The sequence below is a fragment of the Nocardiopsis quinghaiensis genome, assembly GCF_008638365.1.
Taxonomy (GTDB): Bacteria; Actinomycetota; Actinomycetes; order Streptosporangiales; family Streptosporangiaceae; genus Nocardiopsis; species Nocardiopsis quinghaiensis.
In genome coordinates, this window is sequence record NZ_ML703337.1 from 179,330 (window position 1) to 205,362 (window position 26,033).

25 protein-coding genes are annotated in these 26,033 nt (G+C 72.8%); 19 read left to right on the forward strand and 6 right to left on the reverse strand.

Annotation, left to right across the window (positions count from 1 at the left end; translation table 11 throughout):
* The first annotated feature begins 136 nt into the window (after positions 1 to 136).
* Positions 137 to 1,111, forward strand: coding sequence for a LacI family DNA-binding transcriptional regulator (locus FYX01_RS00820; RefSeq protein ID WP_150236452.1), 975 nt, complete (start codon positions 137 to 139; stop codon positions 1,109 to 1,111).
* Between the two features lie 164 nt (positions 1,112 to 1,275).
* Here the strand turns inward: FYX01_RS00820 and FYX01_RS00825 are convergent, their stop codons facing one another.
* The gene (locus FYX01_RS00825) at positions 1,276 to 2,262 is read right to left on the reverse strand and encodes an alpha/beta fold hydrolase (protein WP_150236453.1); all 987 of its coding nucleotides are present in this window, start codon (positions 2,260 to 2,262) and stop codon (positions 1,276 to 1,278) included.
* 54 nt (positions 2,263 to 2,316) lie between these two features.
* On the opposite strand from FYX01_RS00825, the gene FYX01_RS00830 reads away from it, so the two are divergent.
* Entirely contained in the window at positions 2,317 to 2,931 is a 615-nt protein-coding gene (locus tag FYX01_RS00830) for a TetR/AcrR family transcriptional regulator (protein WP_150236454.1), read from the forward strand.
* A gap of 9 nt (positions 2,932 to 2,940) precedes the next feature.
* Here FYX01_RS00830 and FYX01_RS25965 read toward each other — a convergent pair whose 3' ends face one another.
* Positions 2,941 to 3,108, reverse strand: coding sequence for a hypothetical protein (locus FYX01_RS25965; protein ID WP_190394133.1), 168 nt, complete (start codon positions 3,106 to 3,108; stop codon positions 2,941 to 2,943).
* Between FYX01_RS25965 and FYX01_RS00835 the strand changes: the two genes are divergently transcribed.
* The 3 genes from FYX01_RS00835 to FYX01_RS00845 all read left to right on the forward strand — a co-directional run bounded on the left by FYX01_RS00835 (position 3,107) and on the right by FYX01_RS00845 (position 7,227).
* On the forward strand, positions 3,107 to 3,985 hold the full coding sequence (locus tag FYX01_RS00835) for a sigma-70 family RNA polymerase sigma factor (protein WP_150236455.1): 879 nt from the start codon (positions 3,107 to 3,109) through the stop codon (positions 3,983 to 3,985). The genes FYX01_RS25965 and FYX01_RS00835 overlap by 2 nt on opposite strands.
* A gap of 76 nt (positions 3,986 to 4,061) precedes the next feature.
* Entirely contained in the window at positions 4,062 to 6,659 is a 2,598-nt protein-coding gene (locus FYX01_RS00840) for a hypothetical protein (RefSeq protein ID WP_150236456.1), read from the forward strand.
* Positions 6,660 to 6,753: 94 nt separating this feature from the next.
* Positions 6,754 to 7,227 (forward strand): carboxymuconolactone decarboxylase family protein, encoded by a 474-nt coding sequence (locus FYX01_RS00845; protein ID WP_150236457.1) that lies wholly within the window; start codon positions 6,754 to 6,756, stop codon positions 7,225 to 7,227.
* Positions 7,228 to 7,400: 173 nt separating this feature from the next.
* Here the strand turns inward: FYX01_RS00845 and FYX01_RS00850 are convergent, their stop codons facing one another.
* Positions 7,401 to 7,778 carry a MerR family transcriptional regulator gene (locus FYX01_RS00850; protein ID WP_150236458.1) on the reverse strand — a complete coding sequence of 126 codons (378 nt, stop codon included), beginning with the start codon at positions 7,776 to 7,778 and terminating at the stop codon, positions 7,401 to 7,403.
* Between the two features lie 628 nt (positions 7,779 to 8,406).
* Positions 8,407 to 9,336, reverse strand: coding sequence for a LysR family transcriptional regulator (locus FYX01_RS00860; RefSeq protein ID WP_150236459.1), 930 nt, complete (start codon positions 9,334 to 9,336; stop codon positions 8,407 to 8,409).
* Positions 9,337 to 9,500: 164 nt separating this feature from the next.
* Between FYX01_RS00860 and FYX01_RS00865 the strand changes: the two genes are divergently transcribed.
* The 8 genes from FYX01_RS00865 to FYX01_RS26450 all read left to right on the forward strand — a co-directional run bounded on the left by FYX01_RS00865 (position 9,501) and on the right by FYX01_RS26450 (position 16,984).
* Positions 9,501 to 10,508 carry a fumarylacetoacetate hydrolase family protein gene (locus FYX01_RS00865; protein ID WP_150236460.1) on the forward strand — a complete coding sequence of 336 codons (1,008 nt, stop codon included), beginning with the start codon at positions 9,501 to 9,503 and terminating at the stop codon, positions 10,506 to 10,508.
* Positions 10,508 to 11,515, forward strand: a complete 1,008-nt coding sequence (locus tag FYX01_RS00870) for a cyclase family protein (protein WP_150236463.1) — start codon at positions 10,508 to 10,510, stop codon at positions 11,513 to 11,515. The genes FYX01_RS00865 and FYX01_RS00870 overlap by 1 nt, the downstream gene beginning before the upstream one ends.
* Before the next feature lie 12 nt (positions 11,516 to 11,527).
* A complete protein-coding gene (locus tag FYX01_RS00875) occupies positions 11,528 to 12,655 on the forward strand; it encodes an FAD-dependent oxidoreductase (RefSeq protein WP_150236465.1) in 1,128 nt (375 codons plus the stop codon).
* Positions 12,655 to 13,668, forward strand: coding sequence for an amidohydrolase family protein (locus FYX01_RS00880; RefSeq protein ID WP_150236607.1), 1,014 nt, complete (start codon positions 12,655 to 12,657; stop codon positions 13,666 to 13,668). Before FYX01_RS00875 ends, FYX01_RS00880 begins: the two co-directional genes overlap by 1 nt.
* Complete coding sequence (locus tag FYX01_RS00885) at positions 13,665 to 14,603, forward strand: VOC family protein (protein WP_150236467.1); 939 nt, start codon at positions 13,665 to 13,667, stop codon at positions 14,601 to 14,603. Before FYX01_RS00880 ends, FYX01_RS00885 begins: the two co-directional genes overlap by 4 nt.
* 49 nt (positions 14,604 to 14,652) lie before the next feature.
* On the forward strand, positions 14,653 to 15,588 hold the full coding sequence (locus tag FYX01_RS00890; protein ID WP_150236469.1) for a fumarylacetoacetate hydrolase family protein: 936 nt from the start codon (positions 14,653 to 14,655) through the stop codon (positions 15,586 to 15,588).
* Positions 15,589 to 15,637: 49 nt separating this feature from the next.
* Complete coding sequence (locus FYX01_RS00895) at positions 15,638 to 16,402, forward strand: SDR family NAD(P)-dependent oxidoreductase (RefSeq protein ID WP_150236471.1); 765 nt, start codon at positions 15,638 to 15,640, stop codon at positions 16,400 to 16,402.
* Between the two features lie 267 nt (positions 16,403 to 16,669).
* Entirely contained in the window at positions 16,670 to 16,984 is a 315-nt protein-coding gene (locus FYX01_RS26450; protein WP_223830240.1) for an alpha/beta hydrolase family protein, read from the forward strand.
* Between the two features lie 134 nt (positions 16,985 to 17,118).
* On the opposite strand, the gene FYX01_RS00905 is transcribed toward FYX01_RS26450, so the two are convergent.
* Positions 17,119 to 18,690 (reverse strand): cation:proton antiporter domain-containing protein, encoded by a 1,572-nt coding sequence (locus tag FYX01_RS00905; protein WP_150236473.1) that lies wholly within the window; start codon positions 18,688 to 18,690, stop codon positions 17,119 to 17,121.
* Between the two features lie 296 nt (positions 18,691 to 18,986).
* Here FYX01_RS00905 and FYX01_RS00910 point away from each other — a divergent pair, with 296 nt between their 5' ends.
* Both FYX01_RS00910 and FYX01_RS00915 read left to right on the forward strand, forming a co-directional pair.
* Entirely contained in the window at positions 18,987 to 19,433 is a 447-nt protein-coding gene (locus FYX01_RS00910; protein ID WP_223830241.1) for a hypothetical protein, read from the forward strand.
* A gap of 275 nt (positions 19,434 to 19,708) precedes the next feature.
* Entirely contained in the window at positions 19,709 to 20,755 is a 1,047-nt protein-coding gene (locus FYX01_RS00915) for an SDR family oxidoreductase (RefSeq protein WP_223830242.1), read from the forward strand.
* Positions 20,756 to 20,854: 99 nt separating this feature from the next.
* On the opposite strand, the gene aztA is transcribed toward FYX01_RS00915, so the two are convergent.
* Positions 20,855 to 21,607 carry a zinc ABC transporter ATP-binding protein AztA gene (gene aztA, locus FYX01_RS00920; protein ID WP_150236477.1) on the reverse strand — a complete coding sequence of 251 codons (753 nt, stop codon included), beginning with the start codon at positions 21,605 to 21,607 and terminating at the stop codon, positions 20,855 to 20,857.
* Between the two features lie 51 nt (positions 21,608 to 21,658).
* Between aztA and aztB the strand changes: the two genes are divergently transcribed.
* From aztB to aztD, 4 genes are all read left to right on the forward strand, one after another.
* Entirely contained in the window at positions 21,659 to 22,564 is a 906-nt protein-coding gene (gene aztB / locus FYX01_RS00925) for a zinc ABC transporter permease AztB (RefSeq protein WP_150236479.1), read from the forward strand.
* Positions 22,561 to 23,763 carry an ABC transporter gene (locus FYX01_RS00930; RefSeq protein WP_150236481.1) on the forward strand — a complete coding sequence of 401 codons (1,203 nt, stop codon included), beginning with the start codon at positions 22,561 to 22,563 and terminating at the stop codon, positions 23,761 to 23,763. Before aztB ends, FYX01_RS00930 begins: the two co-directional genes overlap by 4 nt.
* Before the next feature lie 5 nt (positions 23,764 to 23,768).
* Positions 23,769 to 24,737, forward strand: coding sequence for a zinc ABC transporter substrate-binding protein AztC (aztC, locus tag FYX01_RS00935; RefSeq protein ID WP_150236483.1), 969 nt, complete (start codon positions 23,769 to 23,771; stop codon positions 24,735 to 24,737).
* Between the two features lie 83 nt (positions 24,738 to 24,820).
* Positions 24,821 to 26,014: a zinc metallochaperone AztD gene (gene aztD, locus FYX01_RS00940; protein ID WP_150236485.1), complete on the forward strand. Its 1,194-nt coding sequence runs from the start codon at positions 24,821 to 24,823 to the stop codon at positions 26,012 to 26,014.
* Positions 26,015 to 26,033 lie beyond the last annotated feature (19 nt).

A 26,033-nucleotide genomic window follows, 5' to 3' on the forward strand; every position in this document is an offset into this window, starting at 1 on the left:
CGTGGCGGGACGCGGCGCACCCGGATGTGTCGCTCCCCACTACCATCGAGGAACCTGGATTGAAACGCTACAACTCATCCCCTCCAGCGGGGACGCGGGGAGCACACACGCCGTGAAGGCCGTCAGCATAAGGCAAGTGGCCCAGAAGGCCGGGGTCTCCGTGGCCACGGTGTCCAACTTCCTGAACAGGCCGGAGGTCCTCGCCCCCACCACCCGGGACCGGGTGCGCGAGGCCGTCGACGTGCTGGGATACCGGCCCAACCAGGCCGCCCGCCAGCTCAGCAACGGCCACGGCACCGGTGTGGGCCTCGTGCTGTTCGACGTGCGCAACCCCTTCCTCACCGGGGTGGCCCGAGGCGCCGAGGACCACCTGCACACCGTGGGGCGGACCGTGGTGCTGTGCAACACCGACGTGGACGCCGGCAAGGAGAAGCGCTACCTGGAGATGCTGCTGCAGCAGCAGGCGCAGGGCGTGCTCATCACCCCGTCGGAGCTCTCCCGCGGGTGGGTGGACCGGGTGCGGGCGCTGGGGCTGCGCATGGTGCTGTTCCACAACTCGACCGACTACCCGGACGTGTGCTCGGTGGCCGTCGACGACGTCGCGGGCGGCGAGATGGCCGCCACGCACCTGCTGGCGCGCGGGCACGAGCGGATCACCTGCGTGACGGGGCCCGCGCACATGCGCCAGTCCGTCGACCGTCTGGCGGGCTGCCACCGGGCTGCCGCGCTGGCGGGGCGGCCGGAGGACTCCGTGGACGTGGTGGAGGTCGGCGCGTTCACCCTGGACCAGGGGCGGCGCGCGGGCGAGCGGATCCTGGCCTCGCCCAAGCCGTCCACGGCGGTGTTCTGCGCCAACGACCTGCTGGCCCTGGGCGTGATGCAGTCGGTCACCCGCGCGGGCAGGCGTATCCCCGACGACATCGCGGTGGTGGGCTTCGACGACATCGAGTCGGCGGCCACGGCCGGGGTTCCGCTGACCTCGGTGCACGTGGACAGCCACGCCCTGGGCAGCGCGGCGGCCGGGCTGCTGGTCGAGGAGGTCGAGGACCCCGGTCACCGGCACCGCCGCCTGCTCTTCGCCCCCCATCTGGTCGAACGCGCCTCCAGTTAGGGCGGTGTCCGGGAGCCCTCACCGGATGATCTTGCCCGTAGCGGCGTGCTCGACGGTCGAGCACGCCGGTACGGGCAAGATCATCGCTGGCGGGAACCTGGCCGGAGGAGCGCCGGGTGAACCTGGCGCCTTTTCAGTCACCGCACCCGTGCGGGGCGGGCCGCTCAGGTGCGACCGGCCTCGGACAGGAACGCGGTGATGTCGGCGGCCAACTCCTCCGGGTACTCGCCGTTGACCGCGTGCGAGGCGTCGGGGTAGAACTCCACCGTTCCGTGGCCCAGCGCGCGCTCGGCGGTCGCGACCGCGGTGTCCGGGTCGTGCATCACCGACTCCCCGGCGATGACCGCCAGCACGGGCATGTCCAGGTCGGCGAGCGCGTCCTCGCCGATCCTGCCGGGCTGGGGCAGCCTGAGCGCGTAGTTCTGCATTCCGGACTCGATCATGTCGGCGACCGGCACGTCCTCCACCGGTGCGCCGCCCGCGGTCCAGGAGTTGAATCCGTCGCGCCAGGACTTCGGCAGCCAGGGCAGCGATGCGGGCAGGGAGCGGATGACCGTCTCCAGGGGCATGTCGTCGAGGACGAGCACCGGCTCGACCAGCGTCACGGTGGCGAGGCGCGAGGGTTCGCGCGTGGCGAGGTTGGCCGCCGTCCAGCCGCCGATCGACAGCCCCACCACGTGGAACTCCTCCTCGGGCAGGCCGCCGAGGGCCTGGTGCAGCCACTCCGCCTGGTCCTCGTCGTCCTCGATGGGTCTGGCCTGCACGCTCAGGCCGGGCTCGCCCAGCAGGTCGACCGTGTAGACGTCCCCCACCTCCAGCAGGGTCGGCAGGTTGTCCGCCCAGACCGGCGAGGCCGACGCCCGCCCGGGCAGGAGCACCAGCGGACTCCGCGAGCCGCCCGCGTCACCGGTTCCCTCGAAGCGGTACATCCGCACGACGCCGTAGTCCGTGCGCACGTCGGTCTCGGCGTCCGGCCGGGGCATCTCCGCCATCGCGGCCTCGTAGGCCTCCATGAACGCGTCGTGCCCCTCGGCCGAGCGCCAGTGCCCGACCGGGGAGGGCGTGCGCAGGGCGATCGCGGCGACGAGCACCACGGCGGTGACGGCGCCGAGCACGATGACCCACCGGGTCCGCTTCCTCTTCTTCTCCACCGCGCCCCCTAACCGACTGGTAAGTAATCTGACCGTACGGTAAGTTCTGGAACCATGACAAGAGAAGGCCCCGGTTCGGCACCGAGGGAACCCAGAGAGCCCACCCTGACCGAACAGGCGCGACGCGCTCAGCTCATCGACGTGACGGTCCGGCTCATCGCCGAGCACGGGAACGCGGGAACCTCGCTGGCCCGCATCGCCGAGGCCGCCGGTATCACCAAGGCCGCGGTGCTGTACCACTTCCGCTCCAAGGACGCCCTGGTGCGCGCGGCCCACGAGAGCGCGCTGACGGGTCTGGTGGAGCACGTGGGCGGAGCCGTCGGGAGTGTCGGCGCCGAGCGGGCGCCCGCCGCCTACGTCCGTTCGATGGTCGGCTACCTGCGGGACCGTCCCGGACACACCCGGGTGATCGTCGACGCGGTGGCCGACAGTGAGGACCGCCGCTCCAGCGAGCGCTGGCGCCCCCTGGCGGACCTGATGCACGCCGCGCGGCAGGCACACGGGACGGGCACGGAAGCGGGCTCGGCACTGGACCTGCGCACCACGGCACTGATCGTCGGCGGCGGCATCGACGCGATCGTGGCCGAGCACCTGGACCACCCCGGCTACGACCCGCTCGCCGCCGCCGAGGTACTCGTCGCCATGCTCGACAGGACCCTCTTCCCCTGACCCGCACGGTCACCCGGCGAAGGACTCGGGACCGAACCGGCCCCACGCCACGACGGCGGTCAGCAGGCCGGTGATGATCCACAGAGCGAGGTTCATGGGTTTCCCCTTGCCGGTTACCTCGGCCCTTCCGGGCCCGTCATACCCATGACGGAACTCGCTCGTGGAAGGTAACGACATGACCGGATCTGTTCCCGAGGAAGCCGTGGCGGAAGCCTTCGAGGAGCAGCGCGGGCGTCTCGTCGCGGTGGCCTACCGAATGCTCGGGTCGCGGGCGGACGCGGAGGACGCGGTGCAGGAGGCATGGCTGCGGCTGGCACGCCAGGACGCGGCCGCGATCGACAGCCTCGCCGGCTGGCTGACCACCGTGGTGGGCCGTGTGTGCATCGACATGCTGCGCTCGCGCAGGGCCAGGCCCGAGGCACCGTACGAGGACCGGCTGCCCGAGTTCGTGGTGACCGAGGACGACGGGGCGCCCGAGGACGACGTGCTGCTCGCCGATTCGGTCGGCCTGGCACTGCTCGTGGTGCTCGACACCCTCCGCCCCGCCGAGCGGCTGGCGTTCGTGCTGCACGACATGTTCGCGGTGCCGTTCGAGGAGATCGGCCAGATCGTCGACAGGTCCACGGACGCCACCAAGATGCTCGCCAGCCGGGCCCGCCGGAAGGTGCAGGACACGCATCGCCCCACCGACGAACGGCGGCTGCAGCGCGCGGTGGTCGACGCGTTCCTCGCGGCGGCGCGGGGCGGGGACTTCGAGGGGCTGCTGCGGGTGCTCGATCCGGAGGTGATGTGGCGCGCCCACACGGCACGTGGCGTGGTCGTCAAACTGGGGGCGACCGAGGTGGTCGGCACGTTGCGGCACGCGGGCCACGCGAAGGTGACCGCGCGCCGCGCCCTCGTCAACGGTGAGCCGGGGATCGTGGTGTGGGGCCCGAGCGGCAAGCCGGTGGGCGTGATGGCGTGCACCGTGTCCGGTGGTCGGATCGTCGAGGTCCTGTCGGTGATCGATCCGAAGCTCCTCGCGGCGATGGACATCCCCCGGTGCCCCGGCTGAGGCGTTCCCGCGGCCCTCGGCGCGCGAGAACCCGGCCGTGGCACGGGCTGTCACCGGCCCGTGCCACCATGCCGCCATGACCTTCGCCCCTCCCTCCTCCGCCGACCAGGTCACCCTCCTGACCGACTGGACGCGTCTCAACCGCCCCGACGACCTCCCCCTCGCGGAGGAGGCCCTGCGGCGGATGCACGACGAGCTGCCCGGCGCCTCCCTCGAGGCCGTCAGGTTCCTGTATTCCATGGGCTGCCGCGCCGAGGACCTGCCCCCCGGGCTCCGTCCCTGGTTCTGGGACAGCGTCACGCAGGCGCTGGTCCTGAGGGGAGGCGCCAAGTGCATGTGGGCGGCGCCGCGGGCCCACGCCAGCGCCCGCGGGGCCGAGGCCGACCACGGGCTGCCCGTGGACCCCGAGCACCACGCGTCCCACACCCTCTTCGCGGCCCGCCACGGTGCCCTGCCCGCCAAGGAGATGCGCGCCTTCCAGGAGTGGCTCACCGACACCCTCCCCCCGGAGCAGGCCTACCCGGCCCTCCTCGGGCTGGTCACCGCCCGTGCCGCCGGGGGCGGCGCTCCGGCCGCGGGCACCCACAGCCTGCTGGCCAGGAGCGCCGAGGCCGCCGGGGTGGGCGAGGAGGAGCAGTCCCGTGCTCTCGCCGGGGTGCTCGCCGCGTCCCGGGGCACCGCCGTTCCGACCGCCCTGTTCAAGGGAGCGGCCAAGGTCTTCGCCGGGAACCCGCCGCCTGAGGAGTGCCTGGCCGCGTTCTGGGAGCTGTTCCCGCCCGGCCGCTGGGCGAAGAACGACGGCGGCCCGTGGCTGCGCATGCTCGACGCCTCCCGAGCGGTCGACGCCGTGGTCCGCGGAGACCTCACCCCCGGGGGAGGGGTGTCGGGCTGGCTCCAGCGCTTCGTCCGCCTGCACAAGTTCGCCGGCAGCGGGCAGGGGGTCGCGGCACAGCGGATGCCGACCGAGCTGTACGGACTCCTCCCGCGACTGGCCCCGCGGCTGAGGGCCGAGAACCGCCCCCTCGACACCTGGTCCTCCGAGACGAACCACGTCGGCATCGACGCCGCGTTGCTCGCCGCCTGCCTGGCCGAGGACGTTCCGGTCAAGATCCCGCCGCGCGGTATGCCGTTCTCCTTCCTGGAAGGCCCCCACCTGCGGCACCTGTTCGCCCACCCCGTACTGGGCCCGCGCGCGGAGCATCAGGCCTCCCGCTACCACCACGACCCGCAACGGGTGGTGCGCAACGCCATCGGCCTCTTCCCGGACGTATCGGAGGTGGTTCCCCTGGTGCGCTCCCGGGCCGGACGCCTCATGGCCGAGACCGGCGGGGCCGGGCTCCCCCGCGCCGCCGACGGCCTGCGCACCCTGGACAGCCTGCTGGACCGTGCCGCGATCACGGCGCTGGAGGGAGTCGAGGAGGACCTGGCCGCGGTCGATCCGGTCGGCCCCCTGCTGCGTGCCCTGCGCTGCGGCCTGCCCGAGGAACTCGGCTGGCCCGCCTTCGACGCGGCCGTCGCCGAACTCGGCGGCCCGGACGCCGTGCTGCGCGTGTGCCCCTCCTGGCCGGTCCTCACCCTGGTGGGGCGGGACCGCGCGATCGCCGTGGACCACACCGGCCGCGTGGACGAGCTCAGTCTGCCCGTGGAAGGGGAGACCCCGGTGGTGCGCTACCTGGACGGCCGTTTCCTCGTCGCCTCCCAGGGCGGCGGACCGCGGAGCGTCCACTGGTCCGACCGGCCCGGCGAGGCCTTCGTCCCGGACCGGGACTGGGACTGGGCGACCGCGAGCTGGGCCGAGGAGTCCTCCACCTTCTCCATGAGCGAGTGGACCGGGTACCGGATCCTGCCCGACCCGCCGCGGCGTCGGAACTCCGGGCAGATGACCGACGGCACCACCGTCTGGTTCTCGGAGGAACACCCGAACATCAGGGGCTGGCACGCCTGGACCGGGGACGGCCTCGAAGAGGCGCGGTCCCTGCCCGACTTCTTCTCCGGCGGTCCCGGGGAGGGACTGCGCTGGGAGCACAGGCTCCTGTCCCTGGTCCGTCTCCCCGAGGGGGTGGACTCACCGCTCGGCCATGCCGACGGGCTGTCCGGTTCCCGGATCGCCATCGCCACCGACCGTCCCGGCCACTACTCCGACGACTACGTCATCGAGGGCGCCGACGGCCGCCGGGCCCGCCACCACCGGCTCATAGTCATGGGCGATCCCTGCGCGATCCTGCGCTTCCCCGGCACCGGCGTCGACCTCGTCGTCACCGAGGGGCGCGACGGCACCCGCCGCGAGGAGCTGTGCTGCTACTCGGCCGACGACGACACCCTCCAGTGGGAGGTGCTCACCGCCCCGGCGCCGCTCCGCGAGTGGTCCAAGGGCGGTCTGCCGTTCTATCCGCCGGTCGGCTTCTGGCACTTCCTCGAACTCCGTGACCCCGCATCCTCCCGGGTCCTGCGCGAGGCCGACGCCGACCAGGCCCGGGCCCTGCTCGACGCCCATCTGGCGGACGGGGACGAGGGCGTGCTGCGCACCCTGGACGAGCGGCTGCCGGGGGTGGGGCACGGGCCGACCCGGGAGGGCGTGGTCAGGCGGGTGGCGGACACCGCCGATCTGCTGCGCCGCCGAGAGGCCCTGGTGGAGCGGGTCCGCGCCGACCGGGCCGCGCCGGAGAGCCCATGACATCGCCACGTTCTTCTGAGTACAGCCGGTCGCCGTGTTACGTCCGAGCGGTTCGCCTCGTCAAGTAGACGAATCGAACCAGAAGGAGAGCACCATGGCAGCTCGGCTCAACCCCCTCGGCACTGACATCGGCCCGAGGCTCGTGAAGCACCTCATCGCGACGAACAAGGCCGTGACCGACTCGCCCCTGCCCCGGGCGACCCAGGAACTGGTGAAGATCCGGGCGAGCCAGATCAACGGCTGCGGGGGCTGCCTGGACATGCACACCAAGGAGGCCGCGCACGCGGGCGAGGCACCGGTCCGGCTCAACCTGGTCGCCGCGTGGCGGGACGCGACGGTCTTCACCGACGCGGAGCGGGCCGCGCTGGAACTCACCGAGCAGGGCACCCGGCTCGCCGACACCGGCGACGTCACCGACGAAGTGTGGGAGAACGCGGCCAGGCACTACGACGAGGAACAGCTCACCGCCCTCGTGGCGCAGATCGCCCTCATCAACGCGTTCAACCGGCTGAACGTCATCCTCCGCCAGCCGGGGGGCGAGTACCAGCCCGGACAGCTCCACGCCTGAACCGGGACCGGGTGCCCGGCCTTCCGGCGGCGGGCCGCCACCGGGGGGGGAGGACCCGACGCGGTGGCCCGCCCCAGGGGGCGTTCCGCACGTCCTCGGCCGGGCACCCGCGCAGGTACGGCGGCGGGCAAGCGGGCTGGAGCCGGGCGGGTCGGGAAGGCGCGCGAGGGCGGTCAGACGGAAGCGCCGGAGCGCAGTCGCTCCTGGTAGGTGCGGCCCGTGGCTATCAGGCCGTCGAGCGCGTCCCGCGTGCGCGCCAGTTCGGCGATGTGCCCGGTGAGCCGGTCGCGTTCCCGTTCCATGTGCTCCATCGCCGCGTCGGAGTTCCCCTCGCTGGGCGCGTCCACGCAGGGCAGCAGCTCGATGATGGTGCGGCTGGGCAGCCCGGCGGCGTACAGCCGCTGGATGAAGGTGACGCGATCGACTTCGTCTTCGGTGTAGTGCCGCTGCCCACTGGCGCTGCGGGTGCTGGTGAGCAGTCCCTGCTCCTCGTAGTAGCGCAGGGACCGGACGCTCGCTCCCGTCCGCTTCGCGAGTTCTCCGATGCGCACGGCTTCCTCCCTGTGGCCAGTGACCTGTGAGCTGCGACACAGGCACTTGCCCCTCACATCAATGTCAGGTTTTAGCGTAGTCGACGTGCCCGGGAAGGGCGCACAGTCCACGGAGGAGACCTGACGTGACCAGCTTGTTCGAGCGCTACCGACCCGGGAACCCGACCTGGTCGAGCGGCTCCGCACCGGGCTGCCGATCGCCCCGGTCGACGAGGCCGACTTCTACCAGGGCGGCGACCGGGGATACCTGACCTACCCGGCGTACCAGCACAGCGCGTAAGCCCGGGCCCGGGTACTTCCTCCTTCTCCGAGCAGAAGAGGAAGAGGACGTCCGGGGACGAGTGGCGGCCCTTCCGGGAGGGATTCCTGGAAGGGCCGCCCTGTGCTCGGGGCCGGGCTGCGGGGCCTGGCCATCCAGGATGATCTTGCCCCTAGCGGCACTGTCGGCGGCCGACAGTGCCGCTAGGGGCAAGATCATCGGCGAGGAAACCCCGCACGTCACACCGGCAACGGTTCCGGTCAGCCTGTTAGTCAGCGCACAACACCGGCGCCCGGCCGTGCCCGAACGAACCGCGGCCGGGCCCTCGGCCGTGCCCGCCCTCGGCCTCTGCCAGGCTCACCCGCGTCCTCACCCTTCCGCTGAGCGGTCGACCGAAGGGTCGAGCCCGGCCGCCACCCTCGCCGCCGTCTCCCGCAACCACGTGTGCGCCGCGTCGTGCTGGTGCACCGGGTGCCACCACAGCGCCTCCTGGATCGGCGCCGCCGGGAACGGGCACGGCAGCATACGCAGCCCGGTGCGCTCGTCCGCCTCCTCCACCAGGCGCCGCTGCACCAGTGCCACCCTGCGTGTGCCCCGGACCAGGTCCGGGAGCATCCGGAAGTTCTGCACCGACACCTCCACCCTCGGCTCCAGGCCCAGCATGCCCAGCTGATGGGCGGCAGGCGCGTCATAGGGCCGCTGGTAGACGGCCCACGGCAGCCGCGCCAGGTCGTCCATGGTGACGGCGTCGCCCACGACGTCGTTCCCGGCGTCCACCAGGCACACCCACTCGTCCCGGTACAGCTCCACGGTCGGATAGCCGCTGATCACCCCGTGCAGTATCAGGACGCCGTCCACGCTCCCGAGCACGCTCTCGGTGGCCTCGACGATCGTGGAGGGCAGCTGCCGGAAGTGCAGCCGGATGCCCGGCGCCTCCGCGTGCAGCGCACGGGCCAACCGGGCGCCGAAGACCGTGACGGCGTAGTCGGAGGCCAGGAGGGTGAAGTCCCGCCTCTCCGTGGCCGGGTCGAAGTGGGCACGGCGGCTGAAGAGCCGCTCCATGACCGAGCAGGCGTTGGCGGCGGGCACCCGCAGCGCGTGCCCCAGCGGGGTCAGCTCGTAGTGGTTGCCCCTGCGCACGAGCAGCTCGTCGGAGAAGTGGCGGCGCAGACGCGCCAAGGCTGCGCTGGTCGCGGGCTGGCTCAGTCCAATGCGCTCCCCCGCCTTGGTGACGTTGCGCTCCTCCAGCAGGGCGCGCAGGGCGACGAGCAGGTTGAGGTCCAGATTCGCGATGTTCAACGTGCGTCTCCCCGAACGTGTGCTCTTCCCGAACCTGTGATCTCTCCGAACGTGCGCTCTCCCTGGAGGAATCCACTGCGTGGATGGCCCACATATGAGAGATCTATTTCACAGATGCTTCCTGGTGGACCAATGTTAAGGGCATCACACCTGGAGGAAACACTGTGGCAAACGAACCGTCCCCAGCCCGCCCCTTCGCCCTCGGTACGTTCTCCGTCGGCGGCGGCGCCCCGTTCCCGGGGTTGGTCACCGGCGAGGAGGTCCTCGACCTGCGGACCGTCTCCGGCCTGCGGGGCTCGCCGGGCGGGAGCCTGAGCACACGGGACCTGCTGGAGCGCTGGGCCGAGGTCCTGCCCGTGCTGCGTGAGCTGGCGGCGTCCACCGGCGGCGGCGACAGCGGCAGCGGTCGGCACCGGCTCACCGACCTGCGCGTCCACGCCCCGGTGCGGCCGCGCCAGATCCTCCAGTCGGGCGCCAACTACCGCACCCACGTCGTCGACCTGGCCGTCGCCCACGAGCCCGAGGGCGGACGCCCGGCCGAGCAGGTGCGCGCCGAGACCGCGGCGATGATGGACAGGCGGGCCGCCGAGGACCAGCCGTACGTGTTCATCGGACTGCCGTCCTCGGTGACCGGCCCCCACGACGACGTGGTGATCCCCGGCTGGTGCACCAAGCCCGACTGGGAACTGGAGCTGGCCGCCGTGATCGGCGAGCCCGCCTTCCGGGTCTCCCCCGAGCGGGCGCTGGAGCACGTGGCCGCCTACACCATCGCCAACGACGTCACCGCCCGCGAGCTGGTCTTCCGCCGGGACATGCCCGAGATCGGCGCCGACTGGATGCGTGCCAAGAACGCCCCCACCTTCACCCCCCTGGGCCCCCACCTGGTGCCCGCGGAGTTCGTCGGCGACCCCGGGGACCTGCGGGTGACCCTGCGGCTCAACGGCGAGGTGATGCAGGACGAGTCCACCAAGGACATGATCTTCGACGTCGCCCGCCTGGTCTCCTACGTCTCACAGACCGTCGAACTGCTCCCCGGCGACCTGGTCCTGACCGGCAGCCCCGCCGGGAACGGCATGCACTGGGGACGGCTGCTGCGCTCCGGCGACGTCATGGAGGGCACCATCACCGGCCTGGGCACCCAGCGCAACACCTGCGTGGCGGAGGAGGCGTGATGTCCGACCAGACCGGCGACGCGAGTCCCGACCGCACCATCGGCACGCCACTCGACCGCACCGACCCCGAGGGCGCCGTCGCCGAGGCCGCGCGCAGGTACTCCAACTGGGGCCGCTGGGGCGCGGACGACGTCCTGGGCACCGTCAACTTCATCGATCGGGCCAAGCGCCGTGAGGCGGCCGGACTGGTCCGCCTGGGAACGAGCTTCTCCCTGGCGCAGAGCTTCGACATGGACGGCCCCCAGAAGGGCTGGCGGCGCCGGACCAACCCCGTGCACACCATGCTCGACACCGGCGTGGACGCGGCGCTGGGCAACCAGGGCTTCCCGCACGGGATCGGCGGCGCCGACGACGTGGTGTCCATGCCGCTGCAGTGCTCCACGCAGTGGGACGGCCTCGGCCACATCTTCGACCACGGCCGGGCCTGGAACGGCCGCGACGCCGCGCAGGTGGTCACCTCCGGCGGCGACCAGGTCACCGGCATCGAGCACATGGCCGCGCCCGTGGCCGGCCGGGGCGTGCTGCTGGACGTGGGCCGGTTCCTCGGGGAGGAGGGCGAGCTCCCCGACGGCTTCGCCGTCACCACCGAGCACCTGGAGGCCACTGCGGACGCGCACGGCGTCGCGGTGGGCCGCGGGGACATCGTGTGCGTGCGCACCGGGCGGCTCGCCCGCGCCCGCCGCGAGGGCTGGGGCGAGTACGCGGGCGGGCCCGCGCCGGGACTGTCGTTCACCACCGCCGGGTGGCTGCACGGAACCGAGATCGCGGCGATCGCCACCGACACCTGGGGCTTCGAGGTGCGCCCCAACGAGTTCGACCACGCGTTCCAGCCCCTGCACCAGGTGGCCATCCCCCACATCGGCCTGCTCATCGGCGAGATGTGGGACCTGGACGAACTTGCGTCGCACTGCGCGGCCGACGGCGTCCACGAGTTCTTCCTGACCGCCGCACCGATCCCGTTCACCGGGGCGGTCGGCTCGCCCGTCAACCCCATCGCCGTCAAGTGAAGGTGACCCCCCATGAAAGCTGTTGACAACGTCCTGGTCGTCGGTGCCGGAACCTCCGGCCTGACCCTGGCGATCCTGCTGGCACGCGAGGGCATGCGCGTGGACGTGGCCGAGATCAAGCACGACGCCGACGCCCTCGGCTCGGGCATCACCGTCCAGGGCAACGCGCTCCGGGTCCTCCGTGAGCTCGGCGTGTGGGAACAGGTCGAAAAGGCGGGCTTCCCCTTCGACAGCCTGGGCCTGCGCGCGCCCGACGGGTCGCTGCTGGCGGAGATCCCCGACGTGCGCACCGGCGGCCCGGACCTGCCCGCGACGGTGGGGATGAACCGCCCCGAGCTGGCCGCGATCCTCACCGGTGCGGCCCGCTCCGCCGGGGCGAACCTGCGCCTCGGGCTGACCGTACGCAGCCTCACCGACCAGCCGGACGGTGTGGAGGTGCTGTTCTCCGACGGCGACTCCGACCACTACGACGTGGTCGTGGGCGCCGACGGCATCCGCTCCACGATCCGCCGCATGATCGGCGTCGACGCCGAACCGCGACCGACCGGTATGGGCATCTGGCGTATCCACACCCGCCGCCCGGCCAGCGTGGAGCGCACCGACCTGGTCTACGGAGGCCCGTGCTTCATCGCGGGCTACTGCCCCACCGGCCCGGACACCATGTACGCCTACCTGGTGGAGCGGGCCCGCGAGAACGCCGACTTCACCGTGTCGGAGAGGGCCGCGCACATGACCGAGCTGTCGAAGGGCTACGGCGGGGTCTGGGACGAGATCCGCGCCGACATCGCCGACTCCGACCGGGTCAACTACACGTGGTTCGAGTCGCTGCTGGTGGAGGGACCGTGGAACCGCGGCCGGACGGTCCTCATCGGCGACGCCGTGCACGCCTGCCCGCCCACCCTCGCCCAGGGCGCCGCCCAGGGGATGGAGGACGCGCTGGTGCTGGCCGAGCTGCTGCTCGACGCCGACACCGTCGACCAGACCCTGTTCGACGCGTTCACGGCCCGGCGCTTCGAGCGCGCCCGCACCGTCGTGGAGTCGTCGGTGACGCTGGCCGACTGGCAGCTGGACGGGGTCCGCGACGCCGACGTGCCCGGCATGATGCGCAAGGTCTCCGCACTGGTCTCGGAGCTGCCGTGATGATCGTCGACGTCCACGCCCACGTCCTGCTCCCCGAGGTGGAGGGGGAGGTCTCCGGCCAGCCCGGGCACGACGAGCACCGGGCCACCGACGCGAGGCGCAACGGGGAGGAGTCCCTGGGGGTCAGCGGTCGCATGGTCGGCGAACGCCTGAGCCGCCTGACCGAGGTCTGCGCCCGGCTGGCCGACATGGACGCCGCGGGGGTGGACGTGCAGGTCGTCAGCCCCTCGCCGTCCCACTACCACTACTGGGCCGGGCGCGGGCTGGCCGAGCGCGCGCACAAGCTGGCCAACGAGGGGGTGGCCGCGCACTGCGCCGGAGCCCCCGACCGGCTGGTGGGCCTGGGCCTGGTCCCGCTCCAGCACCCCGACCTGGCGGTGGAGGCGCTCGACCACGCCCTGTCCCTCGGGCTCAGGGGCGTGGAGATCTCCTCCCACGCCCCCGGCCGGGAGCTGTCCGACTCCGCCTACGAACCGCTGTGGGCGCGGGCCGCCGAGACCGGGGCGGTGCTCTTCCTGCACCCCTTCGGCTGCACGCTCGACGAACGGCTGGACCGCTGGTACCTGTCCAACATCGTCGGGCAGCCCGCCGAGAACGCCGTGGCCCTGTCGCACCTGGTCTTCTCCGGTGTCCTGGACCGTCACCCGGACCTGCGGATCGTGGCGGCCCACGGCGGCGGCTACCTGCCCACCCACCTCGGCCGCGCCGACCACGGCTGGCGCGTACGGCCCGACGCCCGGGGCTGCGCCGACCCGCCCAGCACCTACCTGCGGCGCATGTGGTTCGACTCGCTCGTCCACGACCCCGCGGTCCTGCGCCACCTGGTGGAGGCGGTGGGCGCCGACCGCGTCGTGCTGGGCTCGGACCACCCCTTCGACATGGGCACCGACGCGCCCGTGGACGCGCTGCGCGCCGCCGGCCTGGGCCCCGACGCCCTCGCCGCGATCGGCGGCGGCAACGCCGCCGCCCTGTTCGACCTGACCACCGACACACCAGAGAGGGAGTCACCATGACCGACCGGCTCATCACGCACCTCAGACACGTCGCGCTCGCCGTGCCCGACTTCGACAAGCAGCAGCGGTTCTTCACCGACATGTGGAAGCTGACCGAGGCCGAGACCGACTCGGGGGCGTCCTTCCTGGCCGCGGAGGGCTCCCCGGAGAACTACGTGGTCCGACTGCGCCGGGCCGAGGAGAAGCGGATCGACCTGGTGGCCTTCGGCGCGGCCTCGCCCGCCGACGTGGACGCCCTCGCCGACCGCCTGATCAGGGCGGGCGTGCAGATGGTGAACGAGCCCGGGCTGATGGACACCCCCGGCGGCGGCTACGGGGTCCGGTTCTTCGACGTGGACGGCCGCACCATCGAGGTCTCGGCCGACGTCGCCGTCCGTACACACCGCAAGGTGGAGGAGACGGAGTCCGTCCCCGTCCGGCTGTCCCACGTCGTGCTCAACTCCCCGGACCTGGACCGCACCCGCCTCTGGTACGAGAGGCACCTGGGCTTCGCGCTCTCCGACACCCTCATGCACCCGCGCATGGGCAAGGTCATGCACTTCATGCGGTGCAACTCCACGCACCACAGCATCGCCATCGCCCAGGGGCCGCACGCCTCCCTGCACCACGTCTCGTTCGAGATGCGCGGCATCGACGAGTACATGCGCGGCACCGGACGCCTGCTGCGCGCGGGCGTGCGCAAGATCTGGGGGCCGGGGCGCCACATGGCGGGCAACAACACCTTCTCCTACTTCATGGACCCGCACGGCAACACCCTGGAGTACACCACCGAGCTGGAGCGGCTGGACGAGGACACCTGGCACCCGCACATGTACGACTTCTCCGACCCCAACGTCACCGACCAGTGGGGCACCGCCAACCCGATGGACGAGTTCGTCGCCAAGGAGTCCTTCAACGACCCCGACCGCGGCTGCTTCATCGCTCCTCCCATGTGAACCGGACCCTCCCGCGTAGCCCGCCCCCCTCACACCGAATCGGAGCGCCATGAGACTGGCCACCTACCAGCGCGAGGGCCTGCGCCGCTGCGGCGTGGTCGAGGGGAAGGAGGTCCTGCCCTTCCCGGAGGGGACCGACCTGCTCGACCTCGTCGGCGGTGCCCCCGTACCCGCGACGGGGGCGCCCGTGCCCCTGGCCGGGGTCCGGCTGCTGCCTCCCCTGGAGCCGCCCTCGGTCCGCGACTTCGTCACCTTCGAGGAGCACGTCGAGGGCGTGCGCCGCAGTGTGAGCGGGGAGGAGGGGGTACCGGACGCCTGGTACGACGCGCCCACCTTCTACTTCACCAACCCCGCCGCGCTGGTGGGGGCACACGACGACGTCCCGGTCCCGCCCGGATGCGAGGTCCTGGACTTCGAGCTGGAGGTCGCCGCGGTCGTGGGCCGCCCCGGCGGCGACCTCACCCCGGAGCGGGCGCGCGAGCACATCTTCGGCTACACCGTGTTCAACGACTGGTCGGCGCGCGACCTGCAGTCCCGTGAGATGCAGGTGGGCCTGGGCCCGTGCAAGGGCAAGGACGCGGCGGCGACCCTGGGCCCCTGGCTGGTCACCGCCGACGAGTTGGAGCCCCACCGCGACGGGGAGGGGTTCCTGCGCCTGGCCCTGACCGCCGAGGTCAACGGCGAGGTGGTCGGCGTCGACCTGCTGTCCAACATGGGCTGGACCTTCGAGGAGATGCTCTCCCACGCCTCGCGGGGCACGCGGGTCCGGTCCGGGGACGTGCTCGGCTCGGGGACCTGCGGCAACGGCGGGTGCCTGGCCGAGCTGTGGGGGCGGCGAGGCCGCCAGGACCCGCCCCCGCTCCGGCCCGGCGACACGGTCACCCTGACCGTGGAGGGCATCGGCACCGTCGCCAACACCGTCGTTCCCGGGAGGGCGGTCGAGCCGGTGCCCGGTGCACGCAGGCGCCCCCGCGACCGTCCCTGAACAGCGCGCCCCGGGCGGGGCAGGCCCGCCCGGGGCCGGAGAGGAAACCATGGAACGCCTGCACGGCAAGGTCGTCGTGGTCACCGGTGCCGCACGCGGGCAGGGCGCGGCCGCCGCCACCGCCCTGGCCGAGGAGGGCGCCCGCGTCGTCGCCCTCGACGTGGTCGGTCCCGAACCGCCTCCGCCGGCCGGCGGCGCGGTCGTCCACCGGCGCCTGGACGTCACCGACGCCGAGGGCTGGCGTGCGCTCGCCGCCTGGCTGCGCGAGGAGTACGGGCGCGTGGACGGACTGGTCAACAACGCCGGGATCACCCTGCGCCACCGCCTGGACGAGGTCGACCCGGCCGACTTCGACCGCGTGCACGCGGTCAACGTGACCGGACCGCTCCTGGGCGTCCAGAGCCTGCTGCCGCTCATGCCGCGCGGGGCCTCCATCGTCAACGTCGGCTCCGTCGCGGCCCTGACCGGGCACTACCCGGTCGCCTACACCGCGAGCAAGTGGGCGCTGCGCGGGCTGTCCGCGGCGGCCAGCCTGGAGCTGGGCCCGCGCGGGATCCGGGTCAACACCCTGCATCCGGGGTTCGTCGAGACGCCGATGACCGCCTCCGCGCCGGAGGCGATGCGCCGGGCCAGCGTCGAGCAGACCCCGCTCGGTCGGACGGGAACCGTGGAGGACATCGCGCCCCTGGTCGTGTTCCTGGTCTCCGACGAGTCCTCGTTCGTCACCGGCGCGGAGATCCCCGTGGACGGCGGGTACAGCACTCACGGCGGCGCCAAGGCGGTCTCGGACGCCCTGCGCCAGGCCGTGCCGTAGACGACCGGTCGATGCAGTAGGTTCACGGCCGCCCGATCGCCGACCACGAGGGGGTCCTCATGCCGACGGCCTTCATCCCGGAAGCGCGGTCATGAGGCTGTCGAGGGTGACGCCGGAGCTGCGCGGTACCCTGCTCCGGTCGCCGGAGATACCGGTGCGGCTTCCGTGGGCCCTGCGCGCCACGCGTTTCCTGATGCGCCGGATGGACGCCCGTCACCTGCCCGGCGTCACGCTGGAGCTGCCCGAGGAGGCGGCCCCGGCGTCCGGGTGTACCGGCCCGAGGAACGCCGTTCGCAAGCCGCGCTCCTGTGGATCCACGGCGGCGGCCTGGTCATCGGCCGCGCCGTGCAGGACACCCCCCTGTGCAGCGCCACGGCCCGGGAGCTGGGCGTCGATCCCTCGCGCGTGGCCGTCGGGGGGCAGAGCGCGGGAGGCGGGCTCGCCGCCGCCTTCCACCCTGTGCGCTGGGCGCCCCACGGGTTCGAGTCCTGGGCGCCCGGCACCGGCGTCGCCCGCGCCCACCTCGCGACGGCCCGGGCGTGGTCGGGGCGGGCCCTGGCGCGGGGAGCCGGCCGCTCCTGAACGCCGGGACCGGCGGCCGCACCCCGGAGAGCGGCGACTTCCCGGGGCCGCCGTACCGCGCGGATCCGGTGGGACGCAACGGAGGCGTGCGCCTTGGGGTCCGCGCGGGTCCGCCGCGCCTTCCACCACCGGGGTCAGGTACCGGGGCGTATGAGGGCGTCGTCGACGAGGGCGCGGCCCGCCTCACCGTACAGATGGAAGACCGCGTCGGCGCCCTGTTCGCGCAGCTGCACGATCTCGTCCTCGTGGTTGACCACCCCCGCGATCCTGGCCCGGCAGTCCTTTCCTCGGAGCTGGTCCAGCGCCGCCAGGTTCCCCCGCTGGTTCGGCATGGCCAGCACGATCAGCTCCATCGCCGGGGCGAGGCTGAGGCGTTCCCAGAAGTCGGAGTCGGTGGCGTCCCCCTCCACCACCCGGTATCCCTGTCGGCGCAGCCCGGCCACTGTGGCGGGATCGTGCTCCACCCCCACAGCCGGAATCGTGTGCGCCTCGGCCAACCGGTCGTAGGCGCCGCGCCCGACGCGTCCCATGCCCAGGATCACCGCACGCGCACCGCTGATGTCGATGGGCCGGTCCCTCTCCAGAAGGTCGGAGCGCTCGTACCGGCCCAGCCACGGCGCGGACGCCCGGTAGACGGACTCGCCGGCGGTGTTCAGCGGCGCCGACGCGGTGAAGCTGAGCGCCACCGCGAGGGCCAACACCACCAGCCACTCGTCCGACAGCCACCCCTGGGAGGCCGCCAGCGCCCCGACGATGAGGCCGAACTCGGAGAAGTTGCCCAGGGTCATGCCCGCGAGCAGGGAGGTGCGGTAGCGCAGGCGGGAGCGCAGGAACAGCGCCGCGAAGAGCACCGACTTGAGCGGGACCACCAGAAGCAGGAGCAGTGCCGCCAGCAGGGACTCACCGGTGGGCAGAGCGGTGAGGCCGATACTCAGGAAGAAGCCGACGAGCAGGAGTTCCTTCACGGACAGCAGGGACTTGGCCAGGGGTGCCGCGTTGGCCGACGGAGCGAGCAGGAGGCCGAGGACCAGCGCCCCCAGGTCGCCCTTGAGGCCCACCAGGTCGAACAGGGCGTACCCCGCCACCAGGGCCGCGGCCACGCCGAAGAGCACCTGCATCTCCCCGCGTCCGATCCGGTCCAGCAGGTGCCGCAGCACCGGGGCCGCGGGCAGCAGGAGGAACAGGAGCAGGGCCCAGGGGCTGGGGTAGGCCCCCGAGGAGGCGGAGAGGAACACGACGGCGAACACGTCCTGCATGACGAGCACGCCGATGGCCAGGCGCCCGTAGAGCGATCCGGACTCGCTGCGCGCCTCCAGGACCTTGACGGCGAACACCGTGCTGGAGAACGACAGGGCGAAGCCCAGCAGGAGCAGTGTGGGCCAGCCGGTGCCTTGGAGGAGTGACAGCCCCGTGAACTTCAGCGCCCCTACGAACACGGCGATCAGCAGTGTGGAGGCGAGCATGTGGACGGTGGCGGTCCCCCACACCTCGCGGCGCAGCAGGGAGCGCACGTCCAGCTTCAGTCCGATACCGAAGAGCAGCAGGGTGACGCCGAGATCGGCGGCGGTCCCCAGTGCCGGGGTGAGGCCGTAGCCCAGGGCGTTGAGGGCGAACCCCGCTGCCAGGAAGCCGACCATGGGCGGCAGGCGCAGCGCCAGGGCCGCGAGGCCTCCGGCGAACGCTGCCACGATGAAGGCGGGTTCCATGTGTCCTTTGCTTCGTCGGCGTCTCGTTCGGAACGGAAGGCGCGACCGCTCGTGTGCGTGTCCACCGCCCCGTTCAGCCGTTCGTCGCTTCCGCTCGGGAGAGTTTAGCCTCCCCGTACCGCCCCGCCTCCGGCGGGATCACTCCCTCACGGGCCCGGACCCCGTCCCCTTCCTCCTGTTTTGCCAACATCCAAGGAATGGATCGTCGACAATCTGGGAAGGCAGTCCCTGACAACAGTCAACAGATGGTCAAGAGGCGAAAACTCATGTGGACTTTGGGTGGTCCGGATCCGATCGTGCGTGCACTGACCGCCTTGGGTCTTCCGCCGCTCTTCGACCCCGAGCACCGGCCCGATGGTGCCCGGAGCGAGGATGAGCCCGTGCTGGCCGAGAGCCTGATCGCCGCGGGCGAGATGCGGGCCGGACCCGCCCCGGTACCCGGACGCGACGGCGCACCGGGTTCCTGGGCCGACACCGTGCAGGACCGCGAACTGGCCCAGGCCCTGCTGTACCGGCGTATGGAACGCACCATCGCCGACTGGCAGTGGGCCACCGACCCCGCCCCCTCACGCGCCGGCGCGGCGGCCGAGGCCGCGATGTTCGCGGCCCACGCCCTCGTCGCCGCACACGCCGACCCCGGCTCCGAACACACCGAGGGCGATCTGGAGGAGGCCGAGCAGTCCCTGCGGGCCGCCCTGGTCCTGGTGCGGACCGCCCAGCCCTCACCTCAGAAACAGGACTGAGCGAACTCCCGACCCGCGACGGGCGGCGTGTGCCCCTGGCGATCCCGGGTAGCCGTCGCCCAGGGAGTGTTTTCTGGAAGGCTTTCGGGTCGGCGAGCGGCCGTCCCAGGCGATCTCTCGCAAGACGATGTGCGAAGTCCAGCCTGGTCGTGCTTCACGAGCGCGGAGGCGTGGCGAGAGGCGGCCTGGCGGACGCGGGTCCGGAACGGTGCAAAAAACACGACCTAGGAGTGTGCTCGACGGGTGCTGCCCGCCGAACACGCCCTGTCAGACGTATGCCGTCGGGCGCGGGGGAGATGGTGATCGTGCGGGTCAGGGGTTGTGTCGCCGTGGTGACGGGCGCGTCCGGCGGGATCGGACGGGCCACCGCCCTGGCACTCGCCCGCGGAGGGGCCGCCGTGGTGCTGGCCGCCCGGGGCGAGCGGGCCTTGGAGGAGACCGCAGAGGAGTGCCGTGCCCGCGGCGGCCGTGCGCTGGCGGTCGTCACCGACGTGGCCGACCACGAGAGCGTCGAGGAGTTGGCCCGCCGCGCGACCGAGGAGTTCGGCCGGATCGACGTGTGGGTCAACTGCGCGGCGCTGACCCTGTTCGGCTCCTTCACCGAGGTGCCGCTGGAGGACTTTCGACGGGTCGTGGACGTCAACCTCATGGGATACGTCCACGGAGCGCGGGAGGCCCTGTCCCGGTTCCAGGGGCAGGGTCACGGTGTGCTGGTCGACGTCTCCTCGATCGTGGGCGTGGTCGCCCAGCCCTACACCCACGCCTACGGGGCGACGAAGTTCGCCGTCCGCGCTCTCGGCTCCTCCCTGCGCCAGGAACTCGCCCTGTCCGGTGACCGGGGCGTCCACGTGTGCACCGTGCTGCCCGCCGCGATCGACACCCCGATCTTCGACCACGCCGCGAACTACACCGGGCGCAGGGTCGTGGCGATGCCGCCGGTCTACACCCCGGAGAGAGTGGCGCGCACCATCGTCAACCTGGTGCGCGCACCGCGCCGCGAGGTCGTCGTGGGCCCGGGCCGGGGTCTGCTCGCACTGTCCAAGATCGCCCCGGGGACGGCCGAGCGCGTCATGCGGGTCCACGTCGACCGCAACCACCTGTCCCGCCACGAACCCGAGGCCGCCAACAGCGGCAACCTGTACCGGCCCGAGTCCGGTGGCGGAAGGATCCACGGCGGCTGGCACGGCGGGCGCCGCACCGCCGTGCGCCGCCTGACCACGGTGGGGGCGCTGGGCGGGGCAGCCGTGGTGCTCGCCCGCAGGCGGGCCCGGCGGCGCCCGGCGCGGAGCGCGAACCCGGTGCGCGCGCTCCTGACCCGCTGACCCGCTGGCCCGTTCCCGGCGGCCCGCCGACCTGGTGGTCCACGGGCCCGCCCTCCGTCGGAGAGGTCCTGCGACGGCCGCTCGCGTGCGGTGCCCTCCTCACGGGTCCCCGAGCACGGGAGAGCCTCCGGGAGTGACCGGCTCCACGGGGTGCGCGCCGATCCTCCCCCGGGCCGCGTCCCAGGCCCAGGCGACATCCGCCGGTGGGCCGGACGCCGCGATCAGGCCGTCCGCCAGCACGAGGCAGTGGCCAGCGCCCAGCGCCTCACCGGGGTCGTGGGTCGCGTGGACGACGGTCGTCCCGTCGGCGCCCACCTGTTCCAGGGTCTGGCGGACACGCTCCTGTGAACGGTGGTCCAGCCCCGCCGACGGCTCGTCCAGGAGGAGGAGGTCCGCCTCCTGGGCCAGGCCCTGGGCGACCAGGACCCGCTGGCGCTGGCCGCCCGAGAGCTCACCCAGACGGCGGCCGGCCAGGTCCGCGACCCCCATGCGTTCGAGGCACTCGCCCACCACGACCCGGTCGTGCCTGGTCAGCGGCCTCCAGAAGCCCCGGTGCGCCCACCGCCCCATCGCGACCGCCTCGCGCACCGTGACGGGCAGGGCGTCGGAGACCGCGCTGCGCTGGGCCACCAGGGCCGGGCGCGGCCGCCGCGCGGACACGACCCTCCCCTGGCGGGCCCGGACCGTGCCCGCCAGCAGCCCGAGCAGCGTGGACTTGCCCGAGCCGTTGGGTCCCACGAGAGCCGTGACCGCCCCGGCGGGGATCACCGCGTCGAGGCCCCGCAGGACGTCGCGCCTCCCGTAACCCGCGTACACGCCCTCCAGTTCCACCCGGTTCGCCGGATTCCTCATGCCCACCCCCATGTGAAAACGATAATGATTATCGTTGTACAGTGTCTCACCATGGAAGCTCTGTTCGATCCGTTCGGGGTCGTGTTCGTCCAACGCGCGCTGTGGGGCGGGATCCTGGTCTCACTCATCTGCGCGCTCGCCGGAACCTGGGTGGTCCTGCGCGGCATGGCCTTCCTGGGCGACGCGATGTCGCACGGCATGCTGCCCGGTGTGGCGCTGGCCTCCCTGCTCGGCCAGAGCGTGGTGCTCGGCGCGGCCCTGGCCGCCGGGGCGATGGCGGCGGGCGTCACGGCGCTGGGCCGCTCGTCACGGCTGTCCCAGGACACGAGCATCGGACTGCTCTTCGTCGGGATGCTCTCGGTCGGCGTGATCGTCGTCTCCCACTCCGCCTCCTTCGCGGTCGACCTCACGGGCTTCCTCTTCGGGGACGTCCTGGCGGTGCGCGAGCGCGACCTGGTCCATCTGGGCGCCGCCCTGGCCGCGGCCCTGGTGGTCGCGGTCGCGGGGCACCGTGCCTTCCTCGCGCTGGCCTTCGACCCCCGCAAGGCCCACACCCTGGGGCTGGCGCCCCGGATCGCCCACGGAGCCCTGCTCGGCCTGGTCACCCTGGCCGTGGTCGCCTCGTTCCACGTGGTCGGCACCCTGCTGGTGTTCGGGCTGCTCATCGCTCCCCCCGCGGCGGCGGCCCTGTGGGCACGCAGCGTTCCCGCGATCATGCTGGTCGCGGCCGTGCTCGGCAGCGCCTCCGTCCTCCTGGGCCTCCTCGCGTCCTGGCACTGGGAGACGGCGGCCGGAGCCACCATCACCGCCACAGCCACGGCCCTCTTCCTCACCTCGGCGTGCGCCGCCGCCGCGCGGTCCCGCCTCAGGACGCCCGTCCCCCTGCGAACCCCCGAACCCCCCGTATCCGCACTCCCGAGAGAACCCGTACAGACGAAAGAGGCCGGTGACGCATGACGCGTGAACACCGCAACACCGCGCTGGGCGCGGCCGGACTGTCCGCCCTCCTCCTCGCGACCGGTTGCGCGGGCGAGGCCGCCCAAGGCGCCGCGGACCGCCCCGAGGAGACCCCCCACGGCCACGTCGAGGGAGCACGGGAGAGCGCCGAACCCCAGTCGCGCCTCGTGGTCGCCGACGCGCACGGCGGCGAGGTCCGGGTGCTCGACCTGATCACCGGGGAGAGCACCGGCCTCGACCCCGTCGAGGGCGTCGACGGCATCACCGGTGACGGCCGCTTCGCCTACCTGTCGTCGTCGGACCACCAGAGGACCCACATCGTGGACAGCGGGGCGTGGACCGTCGACCACGGGGACCACAGCCACTACTACCGGGCGGACATCCGGGCCGTGGGCCCCGTGGAGGGCCTCGCGGCGGACCGGGTGTCCACGGACACCGCCCTCACCGTCCTCGCCGGCCGGGGCGGCGGAACCGCCGTGCTGGACCGGACCGCCCTGGAGGAGGGAACGGTCGAGGCGACCGTGCCCGTACCCGACGGCGCCGAGGCGGTCCTGCCCCTCGCGGGCCGCATCCTGGTGGCCGAGGGCGGTTCGGAGGGCGGGGTCAGGGTCCACGAACGCGACGGGTCCCCCCTGGAACTCCTCGACGACACCTGCGCCGAACCCCGCGGTCAGGCCCTCACCCGGCGCGGAGCGGTCATCGGCTGTGCCGACGGCACCCTCCACGTCGCCGAGGACGGCGGAAAGCTCACGAGCGCGCTGATCCCCCACCCCGAAAGCGCGCGGGGGCGGACCGAGGAGTTCCACCACCGCCCCGGCTCCGCGACCCTGGCCTCCGTGTCGACCGAGGGAGAGGTCTGGGTCCTGGACCTGGCCGGACCAGGGTGGACACGGCTGGACCTGCCCGGCGCCGTGGCCGTGACGGCGGTCGGCGCGGGTGCTCCCGTCCTGGCCCTGACCGGGGACGGGACCCTGCACTCCCTGGACCCGGAGACGGGCGGGGAGAACGCCTCCACCGAACTGCTCGACGGCACGGACCCCGCACACGCCCCCGTCATCCGCGCGGACACCAGCCGCGCCTACGTCAACGACGCCGAGGGCGGGGTCGTCCACGAGATCGACTACAACGACGACCTGCGCGTGGCGCGGACCCTGGAGACGGGGATCACGCCGCACCTCATGGTCGGGACGGGACGGTGACCGACATGGCCACGCCACCGGCGCTCCTGCGCAGAGCGACCGCGGCCGCACTGGCGGGAGCCGCCCTCCTGGGATCGGCCGCCTGCGCGCCCGGAGCGGACACCGGCGAGGGGATCGTGGTGACCACCAACATCCTGGGCGACATCACCCGGGAGGTCGTGGGCGACCAGGCCGAGGTCACCGTCCTGATGCGGCCCGACGCCGACCCCCACTCCTTCGCCCTCTCCGCGCGGGAGGCCGCCGTCGTCGAGAACGCGGAACTCGTGGTCTACAACGGCCTCGGCCTGGAGGAGGGGGTGCTGCGCAACGTCGCGGCGGCCGAGGAGGCCGGGGTGCCCGCCCTGGAGGTCGGCGCGGGCGTAGACCCCCTTTCCTTCGCCTCGGCGGGAGAGGGGCACGGGGACGCCTCGGCGGGCAACGAGAGCGCGGGCGAGCCCGACCCGCACTTCTGGGCCGATCCGCGCCGGGTCGTGCTGGCGGTCGACCTGATCGCCGAGCACGTCGCCGGGCAGGTCGACGGCGTGGACGCCGACGCCGTGCGCGCCAACGCCGAGGCCTACACCGCCGAGCTGGAGGAACTCGACGCGTGGATGGCCGGGGAGTTCGCGGCCGTCCCCGAGGAGGACCGCAAGCTGGTGACCAACCACCACGTCTTCGGCTATCTCGCCCAGCGCTACGGCTTCGAGGTCATCGGCACCGTGATCCCCAGTGGCACCACCCTGGCCTCGCCGAGCACCTCCGACCTCAAGTCCCTCTCCGACGCCGTGCGCGAGGCGGGGGTGGACGCCGTGTTCGCCGACTCCTCCCAGCCCGACCGCCTGGCCACCGTCATGGCCGAGGAGGCGGGGGTGCGTGTCGACGTCGTCCCCCTGTTCTCCGAGTCGCTGAGCGAGGAGGGGCAGGGCGCGGCCACCTACCTGGAGATGATGCGCGCCAACACCGGGTCCATCGCCACCGGACTGCGTGGCGAGTGACCGGGCCCAGGATCCCGGCACCACCGGGTCGGCCTCCCCGGACCGTCCCCCAGAACCCCGAGAGAAAGCAGCGGAAAGAACCCATGAACACACCATCACCACACCCCGCCACCCCCAGGGCGGTGCTGCCCGTGCTGCTGTCCGCGGGACTCCTGCTGACGGCGTGCGGCACCGGAGAGGACGCTCCCCAGGAGCAGGGCGGCGAGGAGCGCGCCGCGGCCGAGGCGGTGGCACAGGACCCGGTCGTGACCACCTACGACGGCGGCCTCTACGTCCTGGACGGCCAGACCCTGGAGGTCGTCGGCGACATCCCGTTGGAGGGGTTCAACCGGATCAACCCGGCCGGTGACGAACGGCACGTGCTCGTCTCCACCCCGGAGGGCTTCCAGGTCCTGGACGCCGTCGGCGCGGAGCTGACCGACGCCCTCTTCCCCGCCGACTCCCCCGGACACGTCGTCCGGCACGCGGGCAGGACGGTCCTGTTCGCCGACGGCAGCGGCGAGATCACCGCCTTCGACACCGGCGCCCTCGGTGACGGCCTGCCCGAGACCGACGTCCGCACGGCCGAGGAGGCCCACCACGGCGTGGCCGTCGAACTGGCCGACGGCGAGACGCTGCTGACCCTCGGCGACGAGGAGGAGCGCGTCGGCGCCGTCGTCCTGGACGCCGCCGGGGAGGAGGTCGCACGCAGCGAGGAGTGCCCGGGCGTCCACGGTGAGAGCACCGCCGGGGGCGAGACGGTCGTCATCGGCTGCGAGGACGGCGTCCTGATCTACCAGGAGGGCGGGTTCACCAAGGTGGACAGCCCCGACGCCTACGGGCGCATCGGCAACCAGGCCGGGAGCGGGGAGTCTCCGATCGTCCTGGGTGACTACAAGACCGACCCCGACGCCGAACTGGAGCGTCCCGAGCGGATCGCCCTCGTCGACACCACGGAAGCGAGCCTGAGCCTGGTCGACCTGCCCAGCAGCTACACCTTCCGCTCTCTGGGCCGCGGACCCGGTGGTGAGGCCCTGGTGCTGGGCACCGACGGCGGTCTGCACGTGATCGACCCCGAGGAGGGCGAGGTCGTGGACGGCATCGAGGTGATGGACGAGTGGCGGGAGCCGCTGGAGTGGCAGCAGCCCCGCCCGGCGCTCTTCGTGCGCGGCGGCACCGCCTACGTGAGCGACCCCGCCACGAAGCAGGTGCACTCCCTGGACCTGGGGTCCGGTGAGGTCACCGCCTCGGTGACACTGGAGGAGGCGCCCAACGAGCTGAGCGGGGTCGCGCGCTAGGGGCGTGTTCCCAAGGTGG